12 protein-coding genes are annotated in these 16227 nt (G+C 46.4%); 4 read left to right on the forward strand and 8 right to left on the reverse strand.

Annotated elements, in window-relative coordinates:
• The first annotated feature begins 319 nt into the window (after window positions 1-319).
• Window positions 320-1318, forward strand: a complete 999-nt coding sequence (locus R2S57_RS04925; RefSeq protein WP_316843967.1) for an alpha/beta hydrolase — start codon at window positions 320-322, stop codon at window positions 1316-1318.
• Window positions 1319-1394: 76 nt separating this feature from the next.
• On the opposite strand, the gene R2S57_RS04930 is transcribed toward R2S57_RS04925, so the two are convergent.
• A complete protein-coding gene (locus R2S57_RS04930; RefSeq protein WP_316843968.1) occupies window positions 1395-1658 on the reverse strand; it encodes a hypothetical protein in 264 nt (87 codons plus the stop codon).
• 15 nt (window positions 1659-1673) lie between these two features.
• On the opposite strand from R2S57_RS04930, the gene R2S57_RS04935 reads away from it, so the two are divergent.
• Both R2S57_RS04935 and R2S57_RS04940 read left to right on the forward strand, forming a co-directional pair.
• On the forward strand, window positions 1674-2618 hold the full coding sequence (locus tag R2S57_RS04935) for a metallophosphoesterase (protein ID WP_316843969.1): 945 nt from the start codon (window positions 1674-1676) through the stop codon (window positions 2616-2618).
• A gap of 69 nt (window positions 2619-2687) precedes the next feature.
• Complete coding sequence (locus R2S57_RS04940) at window positions 2688-3518, forward strand: AraC family transcriptional regulator (RefSeq protein ID WP_316843970.1); 831 nt, start codon at window positions 2688-2690, stop codon at window positions 3516-3518.
• A 271-nt stretch (window positions 3519-3789) separates the two neighbouring features.
• Here R2S57_RS04940 and R2S57_RS04945 read toward each other — a convergent pair whose 3' ends face one another.
• The 6 genes from R2S57_RS04945 to R2S57_RS04970 all read right to left on the reverse strand — a co-directional run bounded on the left by R2S57_RS04945 (window position 3790) and on the right by R2S57_RS04970 (window position 11399).
• Window positions 3790-4272 (reverse strand): nuclear transport factor 2 family protein, encoded by a 483-nt coding sequence (locus R2S57_RS04945; RefSeq protein ID WP_316843971.1) that lies wholly within the window; start codon window positions 4270-4272, stop codon window positions 3790-3792.
• Between the two features lie 64 nt (window positions 4273-4336).
• A complete protein-coding gene (locus R2S57_RS04950) occupies window positions 4337-5356 on the reverse strand; it encodes an SDR family NAD(P)-dependent oxidoreductase (RefSeq protein ID WP_316825925.1) in 1020 nt (339 codons plus the stop codon).
• 573 nt (window positions 5357-5929) lie between these two features.
• Window positions 5930-6697, reverse strand: coding sequence for a methyltransferase domain-containing protein (locus R2S57_RS04955; RefSeq protein WP_316843972.1), 768 nt, complete (start codon window positions 6695-6697; stop codon window positions 5930-5932).
• 370 nt (window positions 6698-7067) lie between these two features.
• The gene (locus R2S57_RS04960) at window positions 7068-7871 is read right to left on the reverse strand and encodes a DUF4249 domain-containing protein (protein ID WP_316843973.1); all 804 of its coding nucleotides are present in this window, start codon (window positions 7869-7871) and stop codon (window positions 7068-7070) included.
• Between the two features lie 4 nt (window positions 7872-7875).
• The gene (locus R2S57_RS04965; RefSeq protein ID WP_410479064.1) at window positions 7876-10266 is read right to left on the reverse strand and encodes a TonB-dependent receptor; all 2391 of its coding nucleotides are present in this window, start codon (window positions 10264-10266) and stop codon (window positions 7876-7878) included.
• 128 nt (window positions 10267-10394) lie between these two features.
• Window positions 10395-11399, reverse strand: a complete 1005-nt coding sequence (locus R2S57_RS04970) for a hypothetical protein (RefSeq protein WP_316843974.1) — start codon at window positions 11397-11399, stop codon at window positions 10395-10397.
• A gap of 434 nt (window positions 11400-11833) precedes the next feature.
• Between R2S57_RS04970 and R2S57_RS04975 the strand changes: the two genes are divergently transcribed.
• Window positions 11834-14218 carry a TonB-dependent receptor gene (locus tag R2S57_RS04975; RefSeq protein WP_316843975.1) on the forward strand — a complete coding sequence of 795 codons (2385 nt, stop codon included), beginning with the start codon at window positions 11834-11836 and terminating at the stop codon, window positions 14216-14218.
• Window positions 14219-14355: 137 nt separating this feature from the next.
• Here R2S57_RS04975 and R2S57_RS04980 read toward each other — a convergent pair whose 3' ends face one another.
• The gene (locus R2S57_RS04980) at window positions 14356-15834 is read right to left on the reverse strand and encodes a hypothetical protein (RefSeq protein WP_316843976.1); all 1479 of its coding nucleotides are present in this window, start codon (window positions 15832-15834) and stop codon (window positions 14356-14358) included.
• Window positions 15835-16227 lie beyond the last annotated feature (393 nt).

Consider the following 16227-nt stretch of genomic DNA (forward strand, 5'->3'; position numbering starts at 1 on the left):
TGTGGCATTTAAAACAAAGTAAATAGACCTTTAAAACAAAACTGAAAAGATCTGATCCATTTATTTTTGTATCAACGGAGAATTATAAAAGCGAACTACAGCAGTCAATGGATCCAGCCGTTAATGTTAGATCACTGTTAACTGGGCTTTAAGGTGAATTTCCTTAACGCAAAGATTGTGAACCTTATGGGGGGCTGCAGGCATCGGACAAAACAGTAAGCTCATGGCCTCCGGGGTAACAGTTACTTTGTCTTCAACAGATGTTGGGATTATAAAATGTACTGACAATGAAACCAAGATAATCAATTAAAAAATAAGTATGAAAGTAACCAGGGATATGCTGCACAAAGAGTTGCAGTCAAGTTATTGGGCACTGAAGTTGTCCTCAAAACTGCTCATGAACAGGGTAGGCATAAAAATGATAAACCGGATCAGCGCAAGATCCAAAGGTAAGGATATTGAAGGTCTGCAGTGTGGGGAAACGTCGATTTCCAGTAACTCCGGAGGTCCGGCTATCAGGCTGCGTATTTTCAGGCCATTGCACTATACAGGGGATTTGCCGGGGATGCTTTATATCCATGGCGGTGGCCTGATGATGGGGAATCCCGAGGACTATCTGGATATCGTTAAAAGGTTTATCGATAAAAGCCCATGTGTCATTATCGCCCCGGATTACCGCAAGGCCCCGGATGCTCCATACCCCGCGGCCTTTAATGACTGTTACGATACCCTTTTGTGGATGGACAAATATGCAGGGACTTTGGGTATCATGCCCAATAAACTCATCGTCGCCGGACACAGTGCAGGAGGTGGGCTGGCAGCTGCTGTCACTTTAAAGGCAACTGATACTGGAGAAGTAAAGATCGCCTTTCAGATGCCTATCTATCCGATGATCGATGATAGGCAAAACTCACTCTCGGCAAAAGAAAATAACGCTCCCGGATGGAACGCTCAGTCGAACAAGATGGGCTGGTCAGCTTATCTTCAGGGGTTAATGGAAAGAGGTGAGGAAATCCCGCCGTACGCCGCTGCCGCAAGGGCCCGGGACTTTTCAAAACTCCCTCCAACCATCACTTTCGTTGGGGACATAGAGCCTTTTAGGGATGAAACCCTTGAATACGTGGACAGGCTTCTTGATGAGGGTATTGCTGTGGAGTTCCGCATATTCGAAGGCTGCATTCATGCCTTCGAAGTACTTTTTCCAAAACTTGAAGTGAGCAAAGAGGCCTGGTCGTTTCTTTTGTCTTCCTATTGCAAATACCTGGATGCATATGTTTATTCCCCATTCTTACCCACTAAACTTATCCTGCACAAATAATATAGTCTCAATATAAAAAATATAGATCATGACAGCCAGTAAATTTATTGTAATCCCCATTCTTACCTGCATCCTCTTACTCATTGACTGGTATGTATGGCAGGCGGTAAAAGCTGTCTTCCAGCATTCCCCGGCGCAGGTTCAAACGATTGTGAGATACCTGTTCTGGAGTTTGACAATCGTCATACTCGCTGGTTTGTGGGCTTATAATTTTGTGGATCCGGATGTATTGGGGGTCAGGATGCGCACCCTTATACTTGGCAGTCTGTTTGTCATCTATTTTTCCAAGCTGTTTTCCATAATTTTCATCCTGACCGATGATATACTGAGACTTTTTCAATCGCTCAGGTTCAAAATGTTCAATACCAACGGAGCTGTTGAAAGTGTTGATAAAGAAGGTACTGGAATAAGCCGTTCGGATTTTCTGATGAAAACTGCCCTGATCGCTGCCTCGGTCCCCGCAGTTGCCCTCACCTGGGGGATTCTTTCCGGGGCACACGATTACCATCTCAGACGGGTACGCTTAGTGATCAGGAACCTTCCCAAGGCTTTCCAGGGGATGACTATCGGACAGATTTCCGATATCCATACCGGATCGTTTTTTAACCGCACTGCGGTTAAAGGGGGGGTGGAGATGCTGTTGAGGGAAAAAGCAGACATGGTTTTCTTTACAGGCGACCTGGTCAATGACCGCGCAGAAGAGGTTAAAGACTACATTGATATCTTTGATAAGATAAGGGCGCCCCTTGGCGTATATAGTACCCTTGGTAACCATGACTATGGTGCCTATAAGGGATGGGCGAGCCCACAGGCAAAAAGAAAGAACCTCGATGCGGTCATACATGCCCACAAGTTACTGGGTTACGAGCTCCTCCAGGACCAGAACAGGACAATCACCCTGAACGGAGAGAAACTGGCGATCATCGGGGTTCACAATATCTCTGCCAAAGAATCCATTTTTTATGGGAATGGCGACCTTGCCAAAGCGAAAAAGGGAACAGAGGATGCGCCCGTAAAGCTGCTTTTAAGCCATGACCCTACACATTGGGACAAGGAAGTGAACAGCGGTTTTACAGATATTGATGTGATGTTCAGCGGGCATACCCACGGTACGCAGTTTGGAGTGACAATCGGCGGGGAATGCTATTCTCCTGCACAGCTCAGTTATGAACAATGGGCTGGACTATATCAAAAAGGTGCCCAGCAGTTATATGTGAACCGTGGATTTGGTTATCTCGGCTATCCAGGCAGGGTAGGGATGCCGCCGGAAATAACCATTTTTGAACTTTCAGGCTCTTAAAACAGCCGCTCACTGCTCAAAGAGCCCATTTGTAGATTGCTTAGTTTTTGAACCAAAATTAGATTTAAAATGGGACATATCTCAAGATACATTTCCCCCGGTATCAAGCTTTCCTGTTATAAAGACAGACTGTTCAAGTCCGGGGTCGTTTTTAATGACCACATGCTGATCTGGCTAATTTCAGGTGAAACGAAAATTGTTCAGGCACAAGCCAGCCAGATTTTTAAGACCGGCGATATATTCCTGATCCCGAAGGACCATCCGTCCACGGTCCTCAATTATCCCAAAGATGGCCTGCCCCATAGGACTGTGGTGATGGTGCTGACTGCGGAAATACTCCGTGAGTTTTATGCAGATCTGAAGGTGTCCATCCACCTCAGGCCGGTTCCCCATATCCGCAGTTTAGACAAACACCCGTTGCTCACCAGCTGCCTGGATTCCCTAGTCCCGTATTTTGAGCTAGAGGATCTTCCAAAGCATATTGCACTTGGAAAGATTATCGAGGCCATCGCCGTAATCAGGGCCGTTCATCCGGAAATAGATGGTGTGCTGGCAAACTTTGAAGAACCTGGCAAAGCTGACCTGATCGGGTTTATGGAGAAAAATTATATGTTCAATATGACCATAGAGAAATTCGGATATCTTACCGGTAGGAGCCTTACAACCTTTAAACGTGATTTTAAAAAAGCATATAAGGTTACGCCCCGGAAATGGCTTACCCAAAAGCGCTTGGAACTTGCGCATTTTATGATCGCCCGAGAGCACAGAAAACCAGCGGAAGTGCTCTTGGAAGCCGGGTTTGAAAACCTGTCCCATTTTTCATATATTTTTAAAAAACAGTTTGGCTATGCACCAACAGAACTGTGCGGCCGTAGCGCTGGGATAAAGCCTGTTGTGTAAATGTTTTATGATTCCTTATGCGGGGTATTTCTGGAGGGAATAGAAGGGTTTTTCAAGCCCCTATTGCTGACAGCCTGGAAATTTGCTGAAATAAAAGCCTGTTTTTGCCAAATGGATTCTGGTTCCTACCATATGGATGCCCTGGGTGTATCTTAGCCTTTGCGGCTTCCTGTTTTCCCGGCCCGGCGGTTGCCGGTAAAAATAGGGACTGCATGTTGATGCAGTCCCCGGGCAATAATAACAGTTTTCTTTTTTAAGGTTGCCCTAAAGACTATTTGATCAGATCCTTAAGTCCATTTGGGAACAGTGCCTCTACAAAGGGAACTGTATTGAGGTATTCTTTGTGGGAAAAGATCTTTCCGTTTTTTAAGGTGATCACCCCGATATACTGCATCTTATATGGTCTGCCCGTGGCAGTAGTGGCTTCACTTTCGTACTCGGCAACAAGCTGGTTTGGCGTTTCAGAGACAACCTTCATCCCCGTAAAATGGAAGTTGGGCGCAAGCTTTAGCAGTCCCGCCATTGTCGCCTCGATCACATCATGTCCCTGAAACTTGGCTGGCATCCCAAAAGCCGCTACATAGGGAGCCTCCATATAACCATCTTCAGTAAAGAAAGAGGCTGCTGCCTTAGGATTTCCAGAGCTAACCGCTGCCAGATATTCTGAAAAGATAAGGGATGCCTTCTTTGCCCGCTGGGCGGAAGCGGTAAGTGCCGTACCTGTTAATAATAGTGTGATAATCAGATTTTTCATCATTTGTTTTTTAATATGTAATTCATATCTATTTTAATAAATGGGCTGATGGAAGGCATCAACCCTAATTAACATCGAATTTAATACCTGTCATCTCTATGCTAAGGTTCCATAGCTTTTTTGCATTTTGCTCATCCAGGGAATATTCCTGTACGCCGCTCTGATGAAGTTTGGCATTGGTTTCAACATTGGGATCTTCCGAGAGAAGCTCGGCAATATCCCCATCTTCGCAATAGACGCCTCCAATATTATCTAGCAATGGGCTGGTTGCGGCCCATACGGTAGTTGCAGCGCCCTGTGGAATGGTTTTTAGCCCAGCAAGAATTTCCGGACGCAGATTTCCGTTTTCATCGAAGAAGCCCATCTGTTTGAACAGTTCAATATCGGCGTCCCTGGCCAGCTCAGTTCCGGCGATTGAACCCGGGTGCAGTGAATAAGCCCTTACATTAAATGCCTTGGCGCGGTTGTCAAGTTCAAGTGCAAAGAGGTTGCTGGCGGTTTTCGACTGTCCGTAGCCCTGTAGTGTCTGGTACTCTCTTTGTTCGAAATTGGGATCGTCGAAATTGAATGGGGCCATGTGGTGTCCAAGTGAGGAAACATTTACTACACGGGATCCATTGGCTGCTTTCAATGCAGGCCATAATCTCGCAACCAATTGATACTGCCCAAGATAATTGGTTACCAGTTGTGATTCGATGCCGCGGCTGTCTCTTTGCAATGGTACCCACATGATACCTGCATTATTGATCAATAAGTGCAGTGGCCTGCCTGAGGCAAGAAATTTTTCAGCAAAAATATCTATTGTTTCGGAATGGCTCAGGTCCATCGCCTCGATTTCCACGTTTGGAATTCCCTGAAGGTTCTTCTCTGCTTTCTCAACATCCCTCGCCGGTACGATCACCGTTGCACCCGCTGATGCTAGAACTTTAACGGTCTCCAGACCGATGCCAGAATTTCCTCCAGTTACGATGGCTATTTTTCCACTTAGGTCAATACCACTGATCACTTCGCTTGCGGTTGATCTGGCATTGAAACCTGAACCGATCGGCTGCTGTAACGCGCCTTGATAATTATTATTTTCCATTTTGTCTTTATTTAAATGTATATAACAAATTTAGGTAGATCCAGATGGATGGGTTTTGTTCAGCGAGTCAATTTTTTTTGTTTTGAAAGTCAGTTTGTTTGTTGAACATGTCAAGCTACAGCGGAAACACCAACCTTAATGGGCCATACAAAGCTTTTTGAAACCAGTAGGGATGAAATAGGAGTGATCTGCATTGGTCCCGCGGCTATATTGTTTCTGAATAAATTGTTTATGCTGTTTTCTGGGATTATCGGTGCTCAATGGGCATGGTATTTCGGATCAATCCATGTACCGTCCGTTAAGGGCACCGAATGGCATATCGAGGGGCATTGAACAGATACAATCGAAGAGATTATATTCTTTGTGAAAAAAGGGGTTCCTGGGGAAAAATATACACATCGTCCCTGGTCGGAGAGTATTCACAAATCCCGCATAAACAGAATGCTTCCCTTTCAGCCAAAGCACATAATCCCCTCAGATTGACCGCGGTCTGCCGCCGGTATGCAGGGCAGAAGCAGGGTTTATCTTCGGGGGATCTGATGATTATTTTGGGATCTGTCCGGAAAGCTTCGTTTATGGTTTTCTTCCATAAAGCAACAGCCTTTTAAAGGCATAGATCGCGGGAAGCTTCTGAAAGTTTTTTGCAATCCTTTCTTTGAATGTTGCGATAAAAAGCTCTTTTTCTCCTCCTTCCAGACGCTCCAAATAGGGGATTAATGAAGATCCGGAAATAAAATTATAAAGCGTTTCATAATCATGGGCAATGATGGGGTAGACTTTTTGTACAATCTGGATATCCTCCAGCCCGCCATCAAAGAGAATCTGCGCATATTCATCGATTGAAAGCACTGGAGAACCCCGTTTCCATCCACCGAGAAAATCAGAGAAAGGTTTTTCCTTCACCAGTTCAAGAAGGATCCTATTGAGCAGGTTTTCTTTTTGGACAGGCATCTGTACAGCAAACTGTCCGCCAGGGTTAACCAGCACAAGTAGCTGCGGGAAAAGTTCTACATGGTTTTCAGACCATTGCAGTGCCGCATTGCTGAAAACAAGATCCCATTTTTTACCCGAAGCAATAATCTCTTCTGTCGTATTGCTGAGAAAGCTAAGGTTGCCGCTTTCCAGCTTTTTTGATGATTCCAGCATTTCTGCAGAAGAGTCGACCCCCAGGAACACCGTATCCCTGAACCTCTCGGCAAGTATCGCCGTCTGCTCGCCAGTGCCACACCCAAGGTCTATTGCCATGCTGTTCGCAGCTGGTTTGACAAGCGCTGCCAGATCATAAAATGGCTGATAACGGATGTTTTTGAATTTGTCGTAAATCTGTGGGTTCCATGGCATAAAATTCGGCTTTAATTTTTCCCGCCCTGCTGTTTAACGCTTGGCGGTATGGTTAAAAAAAATACTGGTAAGCGAACAGCAAAAAACATGCTAATAATTTTCTTCGTTTTTCTGCAGGGGGCAAAAGTAACTGTATATGTCTGTCAGGACGTTGAAACTGTCATTGACAGGAAAAACGGGATTCCATCATCGACCGAAGATTACTATGGAAATGCTTAGAGGGGATATTTTTTTGCATCTGTAGATATCGATTAAAAACGCCGTTGTTGATCCGGGCGGACCATACTAACTGTCAGCTAGCCGGCAAGGGATGGTAACGGGCCTTAAAAAAGCGCCTGGACGTATGCGTAAGCTGCGAAGCAGGGTGTTATTACCTCACTGTTGTACTTTTTATCTGAGCGGTATGGGCACTGAAATACCCAAGTGCAGTTGGGGAAATATTATTGGGCGGATTGGAAGGGGTGACGCCTCCTCCGGCACCATTAAGCCCCTGCTGGCGTAAGCTGAACCAATAGGTATAAACCGGAAGATCAACACATTGCATCTCCACCCTAACGTTGGCCCCTGGACGGACTTCGGGATCTTCCGAGAGCAGCCTAAGGTCAAAACGCACATTGCGGCCGTTGCTGAGCATGTCGTTGTTGACAAACGGCCGTCTGACCATCACACCGTCTATATAGAAAACAAAGCGGTATTGGTTAGACCCGTCCACCGGATCCCGGTAGTGAACACTGACCTGTCTGTCGTTTCCCTGTATATCAAAGTCATCTATCCTGGAACTTACAGAATCCAGTTCCACTACAGCAGGCATCACAGAAACCGCGGTATAGGTTGTTCCCCCATTTATAACGCGTAGGGTATAACTGCGTCCGGGTGTCCCCCTGAACCCGTCGGCGATGTAGGTTCCTGCTGTGGTTTCCCGGAAGATATGATCGCTCTGGGTACCCTCGCTTACCGTTACCTCGGCACCGCTTACAGGGTCAGTGCTTTGCCCGCCCGAAAAAGAAACGTTGGTACTCAGCCTTACCGTTTGCCGTTCAGACAGGTTATTGATATTGCCCTCGATGACCAGCTGTCCGATATCATTGCGCAGATCAAGCTCTACGACCTTTTCGCAGCCAGAAAGTGCACACAGGAGAACGGAAAATATAGTAAATCTTATCTTTTTTATCATGGTGTTAAAATTTAAAGTTCCAGCTAACTGATGGAATGGGGTTAGGGAAAATACTGGTCATCACCGCCTCGGTACTACCGGGCATGGTTTCGCTATCTCTGAAAGCAATCGCATATGGGTCACGGCGTCCGTATATATTGTAGATGCTGAAGGTCCAGCTCGAATGGAAACGCTTGTGTACCCTGCCTTCAAAGGTTGCACCGAGATCAAGCCTGTGTGTCGGAGGTTGGCGGTAACCGTTCCTTTCCGAATAAGAGAGGGCCGTTGTACCGTCAACGGTATACCTGCCTGTTGGAAAGGTAACCGCGTTGCCCGTTGCATAGATGAATGTTCCCGATAAGGACCACCGTTTGTTCAGCTCATAGATGCCAACCAATGAGAAGTCATGTGGGCGGTCCTGTCTTGCAGGATAATACGTGCCGCCGTTCACCGCATCAAATTTCCGCTCTGTCCTCGAATAGGTATAGCCCATCCAGCCGTTGAACCGGCCATATCTTTTTTTAAGGAACAGTTCCAGCCCATAAGCCCGGCCGACTCCATAAGTGAGCAGGGACTCCACTTCCTGGTTGACCAGTAGCTGTGCGCCGTTTCTATAATCAATCTGGTTCTGCATCCATTTGTAATATATCTCTGCAGAAAATTCATATGTATTATCTTTAAAATTGCGGAAATAGCCGGCAGAAACCTGGTCTGCAATTTCCGGCCTGATGTTGTTGGTACTCATTACATAAAGATCTGTGGGGGTGTTGCTTGTAGAATTGCTCAGCAGGTGGATGTTCTGTGTATTCCGGTTGTATGAAAATTTCAGCGAGTTTGCACCATTGAAAGCATAGGATACCGACAGCCGGGGTTCCAGATTGATATATGATTTCACCAATGCCCCTGAACCGTAAGTTTGCGAGCTGAGGGGGATCCCGTTGCTGTCATAAGTCCTGAATGTTCCCGGCCCCACGATCAGCGACCCGCTTAAACGAAAGCCGTATAGAAGTGTCAGCCTGCCATTTGCCTTCCATTCATCGCTGAAATAGGCCGCTGTCTCGTAACCATGGCGCAGTTCGACATGGGTATCATTAAAACTCGAACTCGCTCCCGTGGTGACATCGCCGGGCGAGATACGGTGCCGGATCAGGTTGATCCCAAATTTCAGGTTATGATCCCCACCGGGCATATACTGGAAATCCTGCTTTAGATTGATATCGGTGATGCGGGAGGCAACCCTAAATTCGTCTACGTTGTCGAAACTCTGGATAACGTAATTGTAATTGCTTGCAATCAGTGAGGTGTTGGAAAACAGCCTGTTGCTGAATACATGGTTGAACCGCAATGTAGCTGTCGCATTTCCCCAGTCGGTAGCGAAAATATCCCGCAGGCCTAACACATCACGGCCGAGATAGCCCGAGAAGTAAATTGCATTGCGGTCGTTGAAACGGTAATTGGCCTTGGCATTCAGGTCATAAAAATATAGCTGACTGTTATTGATGGCCGGATCTGAAGCAAACCTGAAAAACTGGTCAACATAGGTTCTGCGGCCGCTGATCATAAACGAGCCCCTGTCCTTCACAATAGGTCCCTCCATCTTAAGCCTTGAGGCGATCAGGCCGATGCCGCCCTGGAGGGTGAACTGTTTACTGTTTCCCTCGTTCATCTTTACATCCAGGACCGAGGAAAGCCGCCCCCCATACTCTGCACCCATTCCGCCTTTATAAATACTGACTTCCTTGATTGCATCGGAATTGAAGGTGGAAAAGAAACCCAGTAGGTGGGAGGCATTGTAAACCGTTGCCTCATCAAGAATAATCAGGTTTTGGTCTGAAGCCCCGCCGCGTACATAAAAACCTGTGTTGCCTTCTCCTCCGCCTTTGATCCCTGGCATCAGTGTGATCGTTTTCAGTATGTCCCGCTCACCGAGCACCACCGGGACCATATTGATCTGGGCCATGTTCAGTTTCTCTAGGCCCATCTGTGGGGACGTGATCTGACCGTTGCCCGGTCTGTTCATGCTGATCACAACCTCATCCAGATCGGATTTGGACCCCAGCTCAAAGTTCATCACCTGGTTATTGTACAGGGAGATTTTTTGGGTAGCTGCTTGGTAACCGATATAGCTACAGATGATACGGTATACTCCTGCAGGCGCATGAAGTGAAAAGAAACCGTAACTGTTAGTTGGGGAACCCGCTGTCCCGAGTTCCTCAAAACGCACGGATGCACCGATCAGCGTCTCGCCGGTCTGGGCATCCTTTACTGTTCCACTCAGGGTGAAGCGCTTTTGGCCCAGGCAGCTAAATGTGGTGAACATCATTATTCCGGTGAAAATGTAACCGGTAAGTCTTAAGTGTCTTCTATTGCCCTGCCTGGAAAAATATTTATGGCGCATCTGGTTTTTTGATATCATAGCAGTTCTCTGTGGTCTTTTGTTCTAGATAATTCTACCCTGCATTATGTTCACGCAAGTCAGTGTTTTGATGTGAGTCTGTGGGCTTTTTTCTGAAAGTATTCGTTAACTAACTGAATTTCCCAAAACTATGGAAGCGTCGCGATATAGTCCCTGATCAGTTGTAAACCCTCCTGATGGACTACCGTTTTGCCAAGCAGGGGCATTTCTCCTGCCGTTACCCTTTCCAGGATACGGGTTTTTCTTTCACTGATGCCTGTCCGGTCAAGGGGAAGGTTAAAGGACATATGAAGATTGGTCAAACCTGCAATCCCATTTGGGTTGTGGCAGTGTGCACAGTTGACATCAATATAGGCCCTTGCCCGTTCCACAAGCGTGAACCTACTGTCAAATGCGCCGGGAAGCGGGGCAACCTGGTCAACAGCAAAACGGTTGAGGATACCCTGGGACTGAAAAAAAGCCAGTTGGTTTTCATTCTGCCCGTTGTTACTAAGTGTAACACTCAGGTTGCTCAGTTTTGGCCCTATGGGAATAACGGTCCCGTTACTGTTGTGACAGGTATTACATTCTGCTGCGCTGGGTATGCGGTAATTTACAGCCATCGCACTGCCTCCAACGGTGATCCAGGACACATTGGTCACTGAACCGCCTTCCTGGAGAAAAGCCTCGGACTGCGCATCGTTCCATACATAGGTCGCCAGGTTCCAGCGGTCCAGCCGCTTGATCAGCAGCCTGGTCTCCAGTATTCTTTTTCCCCTTGTCAGATCCCTTAGATCGGTGTAATAATAAAACGTTTTTACCATAATGGTACCATCAGGGAAGGAAGGTAGCCCGTCGCCTGACCTGATCATTTGCGTCCCTGCTGGCAAGCTGATCAGGCGCTGTTTCTCGGCATAATCCGTGTATAGCGTAGTGGCGAGTGAAACGGGATGGTACTCCATCCGGGGTACCAGGTCGCTTAGCGTTCCCTGATAGATATTATATGCGGAAAGCCTGGTACTGAAATCCACCGTAGGAATGTCTTCGCTTGTTGTACTGTCCTTTTTGCATGAATTCAATGCAGCTGATCCGAAGATAAAACATAGGAGTACAGCCAGGATGATCTTTTTGTCGTAATTTTTTAAGTTTGCCATTGCCTTGATTTTTATTAATGGTGTTTATGATTCCCAAAGGGTTTCACTTTTTGGATTTGCCCCCCAACACTTGCCATTGAGCGGCCCACAGTCAATAGCCAGTTTTCCATATCCCAACTTTGAAGATATAGCCTGCTCCGCAGGTACCCACCCGCCTATCATTATGTGTACGGTCCGCAGACTGCCGGTTTCTTCCCTGCAGCTTGATCGTTCCTCATCCTGCTCAAGGTCCCTGATTACTGACGCGGTCAAAATTAATGCGATCAAAACAAAGCGGTTTTGTTCAGCAGGTCATTTCTTTTTGTTGAGCATGTCAAGTGCGCAGAAGAAGCAAAAAAAGTTATTTAAAGGCTACTCAACCTATTGTTTTGAATGAAAATATTCTTTTCTTTGGCGTAAATTATAATCAGTCTAAATAAAATTAATCTTACTAAATGTCCTTATCATCAACTTTAACACGCTATTGTCTGTTTGCTAAAATCTGCTTGGCCAGCCTGATTTTCATGTTCTTTTTTATTCCGGCTGATGCCCAGCTTTCCCGGGTAGAAAAAGGGGTGGTCAGGGGAACAGTTACATCACAGGACGGAAATCCCGCGCAAGGCGTGACCGTTAGGATCAGGGAAATTAAAAAATCAACTTCCACCAACTCATCCGGGAAGTTTGAGATCAAAAACCTGCCGTTCGGAAAATATACCATAGAGATGGTCATGGTCGGCTTTGAATCCGCCAGATCAACTTTTGAGGTCAGCCAGGCAGACCCTATAGCTGATATTGATCTAAAGATAGATTACTCTTCTGAAAAGCTTGAAGAGGTTGTGGTCAGTGGCGGAGGTAACCGTTTTTCAAGGAAAGAAAGTGAAGACGTTTCCAAAATGCCGCTCAGGAATATCGAAAACCCACAGGTTTATACCATCGTCAGTAAAGAGCTTATGAAGGAACAGATCATTACCGACTACAACAGTGCCTTTAAGAATGTTCCGGGGGCCGGAATCGCCGAAGTAAGGAACCAGGGCAGGACAACCAATATTTCCAGGGGATTCCCAACACCTCAACTGGTAAGGAACGGGGTTGGAAGTTTTACCTTTACGACCATCGATCCTGCCAACCTTGAACGTATCGAAGTGATAAAAGGGCCGTCAGCAACGCTGTTTGGAAGCACAATATCTTCTTTTGGGGGACTGTTCAACCGGGTGACCAAAAGGCCTTTCGATTCATTTAAGGGCGAGGTGTCCTACTCTGGTGGGGGTTATGACCTCAACCGTTTGACAGCCGACATCAATACCCCGGTCAATGAAGAAAAAACTGCGCTTATCAGGATCAATACCGCACTGCACAGCGAGCGCAGTTTTCAGGATGCGGGATTCAATAAAAGCTTTTTGATCGCACCCAGCTTTTCATATACACTTAATGACAGGCTGACATTACTACTTGATGCCGAACTGAGCGGTTATAAAGGCACCTCACCAACCAGATTGAGCCCTTTCACAAGGGGGAGTGCAACCAGCATCACAGAACTGGGGATACCATACGAGCTCTCCTTTGCCAACAATACCGTAAACTATACCAGCCAGCAGTATAATATCTTTGCCCAGCTAAAATATAAAATGTCGGATGCATGGACTTCTCAGACTATAGTTTCCCGCACAAGATCCTCTTCTGACGGATATGTGGTCGCACTGACCGCACTCACCGATTCAACGCTCAGACAGGCGGTAACCAATCAGGAGTACCCATACTATGGAACAGATATACAGCAGAACTTCACCGGTAAGTTCAACATCGGCAAACTTAAAAACCGGGTAGTGGCCGGGTTTGATTTTTACAGCCTTAGAGCTACCCGCAATGATGCTACCGTGAATATGCCTGCTATCAACTTCAAAAAACCGGGTGCTGCCTACAATAATTTTAATATTGCCAAGGTAGCCCCTTTATTCAATACCGCTACCTTTGTTAATTTTGTTTCCAATAACGAGCAGACCTATAGCGGATATGTTTCCGATGTGCTCAATGTGACAAGCCGGCTGCTTGTGATGGCTGGTGTACGCATAGACCGCTATTTCAATAAGGGGGTTTATTACGCAAATAGGGATTCTACCTCCGGTGCCTATAACCAGACCGCATTTTCACCAAGGTTCGGTATGGTGTACCAGGTCGTAAAAGATAAGGTTGCTCTTTTCGGTAATTATATGAACGGTTTCAGCAACGTCAGTGGTTCGGATTTTAACGGTACAACCTTCAGGCCAAACCAGGCCAACCAGTTCGAAGCAGGGATCAAGCTTGACCTCAACAAGTTCAGCGCCACCTTTAGCTATTACGATATCGATGTGACTAATGTTACCCGGGATGACCCGGATCATGCAAACTTCCAGATCCAGGACGGAAGCCAGGTCAGTAAAGGCTTTGAAGCAGAGTTTATCGCCAATCCCCTTCCCGGGCTGAACATTGTAGCTGGTTATACCTATAACAACAGCCGATATAAAAAAGCGAACGCAACTGTTGAGGGGCTGCGCCCTACCACTGCAGGTTCACCGACGACAGCGAATTTTTGGGTCAGCTATAGGCTCATTTCCGGTCCTGCGCAGGGATTGGGTATCGGGTTCGGGGGTATTTATGGTAGTGAATATTACCAGACCAATACCACTGCTTTTAAATTTAGCATACCTTCATATACCGTGCTTGATGCAGCCATTTTTTATGATAGAACAAGATATAGGATCGGCCTGAAGGTCGACAACCTTACCGATGAAAAATATTGGTCATACCGCCTTGCCGCTCAGATGCCGACCAGGGTGACGGGCAACATTACCCTGAAATTTTAGTATTAGCGCTTTTCTTTTTGGCCCGATCCCGGTAGTTCCGGGCCCGGGCCATTTTTTTTGGCTTTATGAAAGGTCCGGCTATCCGCATGGTGTGCACTCAGGCCGGTTTAGTACTTGCCGGAAGGCCTGTGCTCAGGCTAATCTTGCTGGTCGTCTTTTATGAGCCTGTTTTCAAAAATCCATTTACTCATCTGTTCAAACTTTCCGGTACAGTATATGCTCCTGACTTTATTTATCGACAGATCAGTCCCACATTCAACCGGGGTCGACATCGTTTCGAATTTCCCAGATCCGTCATCCTCCAGAAAGTTTTTACGGTAAAATTCGATGCCCCCGTCCGGACGGCTTAAATAATACTGCAGTTCAAAAAGCAATGCACGTTTTTCCCCTGCAGAAAGCCTGTTTATGATTCCGGAAGCTTCTGTCACGAAAAGGCCCGATTCAGCAGCGACATAACTGCTCATCAAAAACTCCAGCCTGTCGTACAGTTCTTTTTCAAGGTCCAGGGCCGGCGCAAAACTATAGTTTTTGATTTCTGCCTGGAGGAAATCGAGATAGGCTTCCATGTCAGAATCCGCCCCTTTGAATTTTTTGGTGTCGATCTTATAATCGCTCACCACAATGTTGAGGTATTTGTGCCTGATCTTCCTCACATCCACAGGTTCCTTTATATCCTCCTTCGCAACCGCCTGGTAGTAGTTATGGTAAATGTCCGGTCCGGTATAATCATCGTTTAAAAGTACATAATATTGAAATGTGCTGAACAGATCGATATAACAGTACAGGTGCTTTTTGCCCCCGTCGAATTTCTGAGAAAACAGAATAAGGGTATGGCTCGGGTAGTGCCTCTCGATATCCGGACGGATAAGTTCCAGTTGGGCATCTACCATACCTACTGGGAAAAATGGAAAAATATTGCCCTTGTTGACCAGCATGCCCATTCCCGATGCATCTATTTTGAGGACGTTTTTCAGGTTGTTTCTATCCACTTTATGGTAAGTGGCAAAGCCCACCGCGATCTTGCAGAACCCCATTGTGAACTTCTGGTGGAAATCCTCTACACCCTGTGAAAAAAATATCCCTAGCACACCCATTTCCGTTACATCTTCCACAACTTTAAAGGTGAGCTCCGCTGTATTAATGCCTTTTCTTTCTAGTTCTTTCCTGACTACAGGCTCGTACTGCTTTGAGCGTACCCTGTTTGCATATAGATAAACAACCTGCTCCTCCGAGTCATAGTCATAAAAAGGGTCTTTAGGCGTAACGATATTTTCACGGATCCGGACATCCTTTTTCTTGCGCTCATCGGCCTTATCGAAGAGAAAACCGCTGAGTGTGTTGATGCTGCCCTTGCCATGGTCCTTTTTTATGAACCTGTGCTGGGACGTTTCTGTGATAATCTGGAAAAGACTGACAAAATCTTTGTCCGTACCAGAGCTGAAACTGCCCCCACACTGTTTGCATAGGATGTTGTTCGGCTTAAGGCGTCCGTAAAGGGCGTTCTGTATAATATGTTCGTAATGGTTAAATTTCGGCTCGACGGTAAATTCACCCTTGTGCGCCAGATAATGTTCCTCGCTCACCATGGTGTGGCCGCATTGATAACAGATATTCATATTCTTATTTATTTGTGGTGAGTATACAAAACTGGATAAAATAAAAGCAGCTTTGCCATGACAGGTTTTAAAATACAGGTTGACAGGATAAAGGTGCCATTGACATAAGGTGATTTGGTAATTTTAAGCCTGTACAGAAGCCATATTTTAACGCCCTATCCATATAGTTTTTAATGACGGGAATATCCCCTTGGATAATAGCTGCATAGAATGCCCAGGGCCTGGACTTCAGTTCCAGCCGCCCCTAATGGAGGGTACAGGTCAGGGGCCGCAATAAACCCATCGCATTTCAGTTTGGCCAGATCCAGTTCGCTCTGCAGTGCGTTGCACCCGGCGGCGGTCACTTCCAGGTAGTTTGCCATGCTTTTCCTGAACAGCGGTCCCTCGTTGGCT

It is taken from the genome of Pedobacter psychrodurus (genome assembly GCF_032678585.1).
GTDB classification, from domain to species: Bacteria; Bacteroidota; Bacteroidia; order Sphingobacteriales; family Sphingobacteriaceae; genus Pedobacter; species Pedobacter psychrodurus_A.